The sequence below is a fragment of the Salegentibacter sp. BLCTC genome (assembly GCF_015143665.1).
In the GTDB taxonomy this organism is placed as follows: Bacteria; Bacteroidota; Bacteroidia; order Flavobacteriales; family Flavobacteriaceae; genus Salegentibacter; species Salegentibacter maritimus.
The window spans coordinates 1-6991 of record NZ_WYEW01000020.1 but is presented as its reverse complement, the minus strand read 5'-3'; the positions used below and the strand labels follow the sequence as shown (position 1 = coordinate 6991).

The 6991-nt window shown below is 36.2% G+C and carries 7 protein-coding genes; all 7 read left to right on the top strand.

All coding sequences use genetic code 11. From position 1 onward, the window contains the following. The first annotated feature begins 954 nt into the window (after positions 1-954). The 7 genes from GUB10_RS15785 to GUB10_RS15755 all read left to right on the top strand — a co-directional run bounded on the left by GUB10_RS15785 (position 955) and on the right by GUB10_RS15755 (position 6933). On the top strand, positions 955-1299 hold the full coding sequence (locus GUB10_RS15785) for a single-stranded DNA-binding protein (RefSeq protein WP_193712420.1): 345 nt from the start codon (positions 955-957) through the stop codon (positions 1297-1299). 75 nt (positions 1300-1374) lie between these two features. Then, positions 1375-1824 (top strand): JAB domain-containing protein, encoded by a 450-nt coding sequence (locus GUB10_RS15780; RefSeq protein WP_193712419.1) that lies wholly within the window; start codon positions 1375-1377, stop codon positions 1822-1824. Between the two features lie 11 nt (positions 1825-1835). After that, positions 1836-2033, top strand: coding sequence for a hypothetical protein (locus tag GUB10_RS15775; protein ID WP_072316413.1), 198 nt, complete (start codon positions 1836-1838; stop codon positions 2031-2033). A 442-nt stretch (positions 2034-2475) separates the two neighbouring features. Next, the gene (locus tag GUB10_RS15770; protein ID WP_193712418.1) at positions 2476-2856 is read left to right on the top strand and encodes a BfmA/BtgA family mobilization protein; all 381 of its coding nucleotides are present in this window, start codon (positions 2476-2478) and stop codon (positions 2854-2856) included. 11 nt (positions 2857-2867) lie between these two features. Next, positions 2868-3899 carry a MobB family relaxase gene (mobB, locus tag GUB10_RS15765; RefSeq protein WP_193712417.1) on the top strand — a complete coding sequence of 344 codons (1032 nt, stop codon included), beginning with the start codon at positions 2868-2870 and terminating at the stop codon, positions 3897-3899. 5 nt (positions 3900-3904) lie between these two features. After that, positions 3905-5488 (top strand): type IV secretory system conjugative DNA transfer family protein, encoded by a 1584-nt coding sequence (locus GUB10_RS15760; protein WP_193712416.1) that lies wholly within the window; start codon positions 3905-3907, stop codon positions 5486-5488. 155 nt (positions 5489-5643) lie between these two features. After that, complete coding sequence (locus GUB10_RS15755) at positions 5644-6933, top strand: N-6 DNA methylase (RefSeq protein ID WP_193712415.1); 1290 nt, start codon at positions 5644-5646, stop codon at positions 6931-6933. Positions 6934-6991 lie beyond the last annotated feature (58 nt).

The window sequence follows — 6991 nt, the reverse complement described above, 5'->3', positions numbered from 1 at the left end:
AACGTTTACACTCTTTTTTAGGGTATAAAACTCCTTATGAAGTAGAACAAAAATTTTATCAATTTAAAAATGTAGCATAGGTCTTAGAAAAAATGTCCGACTTTTTCTTGCAAGTCCAGTTTACTATTGCAACAGAACCTGAACATTGTGGTGGGCTTTTAAAAAGCAACAAATTTCTTGACCTAATTAGTGACATTTATTTCAACCCAGAGTTATTTGCACCAAAATGTAATTGGATTTGGAAGCCTAAGTATTAATAATCCACTCAGCACATTCCCCTACATTCCACGCTCGCCTGCTGAAAAAGCAGGCAACCACTTCACTTCGTGAAAAGAGCTTCACTATACAAGTCTTGGACACAATTCCCAATTTCAGCTTTCCATTTCGCTAACCTTTCCCGCTGCGCTGGAAAGGAACACTTCATTCCAGAGCCAAAATCGTGGATTAAGTCCGCTTTTTTAATCGGAAAGCCATCGGCTTGATTTTCTTGACAGGATTTTCGGCGCGGTCTTCTTGAGCCCTCACTCGAAAATCCTTAAAAACCAAACCGCTGTCTTACACATTTTAAGGGGTTTATAATGGATAAAGCCTTTGTTGTTTTTCGGGTCGTCGAAAAACAGGCACGACATAACCAATTCTAATATAAACACAGCCACTTATTTCGCTTAACTGTCGGTACGCTCAAACGCAACTGCGTTTAAAAGAATTGCTAATGCCCTTATGGAACTTGTCAAGACTGTACGAGTTTTAGTGAAAAATAAGGTTTCTACTTCCTTGAATCCCGATAGCTATCGAGATTACTACGTCGCAAACACACCTGATTTATTCCCTAAAAGTCTTGACAAAACCCACTCTATCCATTGTGCGATGCACAGAAGAAAAGAACAAACACCCCTTAAAATTTAATCTGTTTTAAATCAATAGGGGAAATATAAATCACTTAAATATTTTATTATGAGTACTATTAGAAATCACGTACAATTGATTGGAAACGTTGGGCAAGAACCAACCATCACGAACCTTGAAAGCGGTAAGAAAGTAGCCCGCTTCTCACTCGCTACAAACGAGTATTACAAAGACAGCAAAGGCGAAAAGCAAACGGACACCAACTGGCATACCGTAGTAGCTTGGGGCAAGACTGCTGAAATCGTTGAGAAATTTGTCGAAAAAGGCAAAGAATTAGGAATTACAGGGAAACTAAAGACCCGAACCTACACCACCGATGATGGCAACCAACGTTATGTAACGGAAGTTGTAGCCGATGAAATCCTATTACTTGGAAGCAAAAACGACAAGTAAGCTTCAAAATTAAAGAGGGCGTTCCTCTGGAAAGTTGCGCCCTCTTTTTCATTATTCACTTTAAATAGATAAACAATGAAAGCACAAGTTAACGAAATAAAAATTAGTTATAAAGGGGGTTTAAAATCTTCTAAGTGGCAGAAAATAAGCAATTCACAAGATGCGGCAGAATTGCTCTTTGAGGATTGGGATAAAGATACAATCGGCATACAAGAAACTTTCAAAGTTGTGCTGTTGAACAACAGCAACAAAGTAAAAGGTGTCTATCAACTTTCACAAGGTGGAATTACAAGTACATTGATAGACCTACGGATTTTGTTCGCTGTCATATTGAAATCCCTATCTGTAGCTATAATTTTAACCCACAACCACCCAAGTGGAAAGTTACTACCAAGTGATGAGGACAAGAGGCTAACGAACAAGATTAAAAAGGCATCAAAATTATTTGATATCAAAATTCTTGACCATTTGATTTTTGCACCAAATGGGGATTATTATAGTTTTTCTGATAACGGAATTTTGTAAAATCAAAAGCTATGGTATATCTCAATTTTACAGACTTGAGCGAAGAAGCTCAAAACCGACTTTTGGAAACTTCCAAAGAAGATGTGAAACGAAAATTTGGGGATAGCATTCGCAAATACGTAAAAGAAAATTATGGTTGTTTTGAAACGATGATTGAGGAAGAAGCTCTTCGGAATTTATATTCCTATACATACGTTTTCAATATATAATTTTACCAATTTTTAAATCGAACACCTCTGAATTTTTAGAGGTGTTTTTGTATGCAATTAATATATAGTCAAGAAAAAAACGTATCTTTATATTGCTGAAATTCAGCATTCAATTTTACGTAGGGTTATCCACTTTTCGACTTTCGCCGATAACCGTACACATCGAAAATAACATATCGGAAAATCATTTTCCCTGAAAATGGCAATCGGCTCTTTAGCCGGATTGTATGGATTTTTGTCACGCTTTCGCGTGACGAAAAGGAATAGCAAGAGGGTAACACGCTGAGCGATGTTACGGATTCCATTTACGCTTTAATCATCTGATTATTAGTATTTTATAATCAGTCGATATTTTAAAGTTTCTACAATTTGCGTCAAACAGCTTGAAATAGCCTGTAAACAGGGGTGGATTTACGTCAAATCTTTAAAAAAGCGAAAGAAAATGGATTCATTCATTACAATTAGGTTTAAACGGAAAACTGCCAAACGTTTTCAAGAATTTTCGAAAACACACTTCAAGTCACATACTGAAGCAATGTCAACTATTCTCGATTTTTTCTTCTATAACGAAATATCGCCAAAGGAAAAATTAGGTCCAACGGGACGAACAATTGAAGCAAAACTTTTAAAAAGAATTAATGCAGTTATCGCCATAATGCGAGACGTGGAAAAGACACAAACGAAACCCACGGTAGCGATGATTCAATCCCTTTTTGAAACAGAAGAACCTACAAAAAAAACGCTGATTGTAGAAAAGAAATATGTCGAAGAAAAAAAGGAAGTACGCTTTCGCGAAAAGCAAAACCCAAGTAACCCACTTTAATTTTTTGAACTATGTACATCACAATAACACCTCAAAAGTTGGGTACTAATTATTCACAAAGTTCAGCTGATTTTGTGGGCTATTTAGAGAAAGAAAACGAGGGTCTGGAACAGCAAGATTTGGAACATTTTTTCAACCAATACGGCGATGAGATTTCCACTGAAGAAGTGGTAAAAGAAATCGATGGAAACACCGCAAAATTGAAAAAGAAAGAACCCAAGTTTTATTCGATTACGGTCAGTCCGTCAAAGTACGAATTGCGAAAACTTCAGAACAATAGCCAAGATTTAAAAACCTACACGCGTGAGCTGATGAAGGATTATGTTGCCAGTTTCAATCGAGAAATTCACGGAAGACCCATAACCATAGATGACATAAAATACTTCGCTAAAATTGAACATCAACGAACCTTTAAAGGAACAGATTTTCAGATTAAAGAGAATCAACCTTACGCTTCAAAAATTCTTCAGCTAAAAACTGAAATCCGAAATGTTCAAGAAGGAAAAGCTGAAGGTAATATTAAAAGTATGAAAAGGGAAGTAGCAAAATTGGAACGCCAAGCACCGCATCAACAAAACGGAAAACGGATTGTCCAGGGAATGCGAAAAGATGGAAACCAAAGTCATATCCATATCATCGTGAGCAGAAAAGATGCTTCTAATTCGGTCAGTCTATCTCCAGGAAGCAAACACAAAGCTTCGGAGGTTGAAATGCACGGTAAAATGGTAAAGCGCGGTTTTGATAGAGATACTTTTTTCGCGAAAGCGGAAAAAACGTTTGACAAGAATTTTGACTATAAACGCAACTTTGCAGAAACCTATAAAGCCCGAAAGGATTTTGTAAAGAACCCTAATCTATACTTCGCCGCCTTGATGAAGTTGCCAGCCAATGAAAAAGCATTGGCTTTCAAAATGATCACAAAAACGGGATTGCCCATAGTGCCAAGTATTCCAGTTAGTCAAGCACAAATTGCACTTCGGGTTTTCAAGCACTTAAGACGTGGCGTAGAAGTGGCCATTAAATCAAGTTCCATCGGAATCTAATTGATATGGAGATAGACAATCTTATATCGATACTTTCAATTCTTGGTTTATCCAGTATGGTTTTCTATGCGATGTTTCGGGTAAGCAAGTATGCGTTTCTTCTGAATATCGCAATACTTTCATTTCTCATTTTCTCTATTTCTGAATGGAACGAATTAGTATCAATATTGCTGTATCTGGTATGCCCGCTAATGCTAATTAATATAGGGTTTTATGTCTTTCTGCATAAAACTGAAAACGTACAGAATCGCGATAGAAAATATCTAGTCAATTTTGCTACGACCAAAGGAAATTTCAAATTGGATAATATCAAAAGGGGCGCATCCATAATAGGTTCTGCCGGAAGTGGAAAGACCGAAAGTGTGGTGTATGGCTTTTTAAAACATTTCCGGAAAAAACACTTTTGTGGAATCATTCACGACTACAAGGATTTTGAACTGACCGAAATGGCATTTCCACTTTTTAAGGATAGCGATATCCCGTTTAAGGTCATTTCCTTCGATAAAATCATCCACAGGGTAAATCCTATTGCACCACGTTATTTAGAGAATGAGGAAAGCGTAAATGAGGTGTCAAGGGTATTAATTGAAAATCTTCTGGAACAAAGAGAAAGTGGAACAACAGGAACAACAAAATTCTTTAACGATGCTGCCGAAGGTTTGATTGGTGGTTTGATTTGGAAGCTGAAAACCGACTATTCCAAATACTGTACGCTACCACATTTGATAGCGATTTATCAATTATTGGACACGGATAGCCTTATTCAGTTTTTGGAGACCAACACCACATCGAGGGCAATGGCAGATGCATTTATTAGTGGTAAGGATTCTGATAGGCAGACCGCTGGTGTAAAAAGCACCTTGGCCAATGCGCTGAAACGAATTAGTACACAGCGCATTTTTATGGCATTATCCGTAGACGAAGTACCATTAAATATTAATAGCGAGGATAATCCCGCAATCATTTCAGTAGTAAACAATCCAAAATATGAAACATCCTATTCGCCTGTTGTTGCAACCATTATTCACACAATTACCAAGCAAATGAGCGTACGCGGTCAGAGACCATCTTTTTTATTGATGGAAGAAGCACCTACCATCCGATTACTAAATATGCACCGCATTCCGGCAACGCTCAGAAGTTATGATATTGCTACTGTTTATGTCATGCAGGACAAAATTCAGAATGATATGATGTATGGCGATAAGGCAAGCAAAGCGATTTTGAGCAACCTATCCTACCAGTTCTTCGGAAAGGTCAATGACCCGGATACGGCTAAATATTACGAGCGTTTTTTTGAAATCATCAAAGATCCAACAAAAAGTATCAGTCGTGGCCATAATCTCGATTTTGATACTCGTATTACGACTGGCGAAAAAGAAATCCCAAAGATTAGAGCAGATGTTTTCTTTCGATTGAAGCAGGGCGAGTTTATAACTTATGCTGATGGTAGGGATAAAAAGGTGCAGTTTAAATTAGCCCGAATTCAAAGGCAACTTCCTGAAGAATCCAAGCAATATTCTCAGGCGGATTTAGCGGTTAATTTTGAGCGGGTTTATGATGAGGCGAGGTCGATATTTTTTAGCTGATACAACGAATCAGAAGAATAGTCTGAAACTTCCGATTTTTTGGAAATAATCCAAAGATTGGTCAAATTAGGATTATCAAAATCGTAAAATCATTTGTACCTTTGAGATTAATTTAGTATGTAACTAACAATCAGATATTTTGGACAACTTTAGATATGATTGATTATGATATAATTGAAAATTTAGGCTTGGACAAGGCCGTTTCTGTTACTTCAGAATCTAATCAGATTTCTGACAGTCAGTTAGTTGTAATCAATCAAGTAAAAGACTTTGGTATTGATGAAATTTATTTCAGTACTGATCAAAATCAAAACAGTTATCCAGCGGTTTTTTTAAAAAGGGTTCAAAAGTTTGATGACCTAGCTCTGCGGCAAGTTGCAATTGCTCAAAAAAAAATCTGGAACTTCAAAAAGGTAATTTTTCTATACGTTTATTCAGAAACTGAAATTCGTATTTACAATTGTGCGGAAAAACCTCTTTTGATTAAATCAGATGATTTTGATTATAAGAAAGAACTAAAAACACTCGAAATAGAGTCTTACAAGTTTTCAGATAAAACCAAGCTCAAACAACTTCAAAACCTTTTTTCCACCCTTGCCATTGATACAGGTGTCATATGGACATTGGAAGAAGCGTTTGAGATTAGAAAGAAAATAAGCCTTCAACGAAGGGTTGACAAATACCTCGTAGAAAGCCTTACTTATACTGCTAGGCAACTACAGGCAGAAGGATTAGAAATAAACCTTATCCATAAAATAATAATGCGTTCTCTATTTCTTCTTTATTTAGAAGATAGAGGCGCAACTGATGAAAAGTTTTATTCTGAAATAAAAAAAGGAGCAACGTCTTATTTTGAAATTCTGGACGATGCAGATAAAACATATTCTCTTTTTAAGAAACTAGAAGAATATTTTAATGGTAATGTTTTTACTGTAGATAACAATGAATCAATCTCTAGAGAACATCTAAAAATTATCCGAAAGTGTTTTATCAACGGCAATGATAATTCCTTACAGCAGAATCTTTTTGAAGATTTACGCCTGTTCGATTTTAGCATTATTCAAATAGAATTGCTGAGTGAAATTTATGAGAATTTCTTAGCTGAAATAAACCCTACTTTAAAGCAAGATACAGGTACTTATTACACACCACCTTCTCTAGTTGAACTTATATTGAATGAGAAATTACCAATCTCTAGGACGGAAAAAGATTTTAATGTTAAAGTATTAGACCCAACGTGTGGTTCGGGAATTTTTTTGGTTGAAAGTTTTAAACGCCTTGTCAAACGTCACGAAAATGCCACTTCAGAAAAGCTTACGGACTTTAATGAGCTGAAGAAACTGTTGACGGATAATATATTTGGTATAGAGATACACCCTCAGTCCTGGACTTGCAAGAAAAAGTCGGACATTTTTTCTAAGACCTATGCTACATTTTTAAATTGATAAAATTTTTGTTCTACTTCATAAGGAGTTTTATACCCTAAAAAAGAGTGTAAACGTT

Bases quoted from the DNA above. Each gene is read 5' to 3' on its own strand.
- GUB10_RS15785 (WP_193712420.1), top strand. From the start codon at position 955: ATGAGTACTATTAGAAATCACGTACAATTGATTGGAAACGTTGGGCAA.
- GUB10_RS15780 (WP_193712419.1), top strand. From the start codon at position 1,375: ATGAAAGCACAAGTTAACGAAATAAAAATTAGTTATAAAGGGGGTTTA.
- GUB10_RS15775 (WP_072316413.1), top strand. From the start codon at position 1,836: ATGGTATATCTCAATTTTACAGACTTGAGCGAAGAAGCTCAAAACCGA.
- GUB10_RS15770 (WP_193712418.1), top strand. From the start codon at position 2,476: ATGGATTCATTCATTACAATTAGGTTTAAACGGAAAACTGCCAAACGT.
- mobB (WP_193712417.1), top strand. From the start codon at position 2,868: ATGTACATCACAATAACACCTCAAAAGTTGGGTACTAATTATTCACAA.
- GUB10_RS15760 (WP_193712416.1), top strand. From the start codon at position 3,905: ATGGAGATAGACAATCTTATATCGATACTTTCAATTCTTGGTTTATCC.
- GUB10_RS15755 (WP_193712415.1), top strand. From the start codon at position 5,644: ATGATTGATTATGATATAATTGAAAATTTAGGCTTGGACAAGGCCGTT.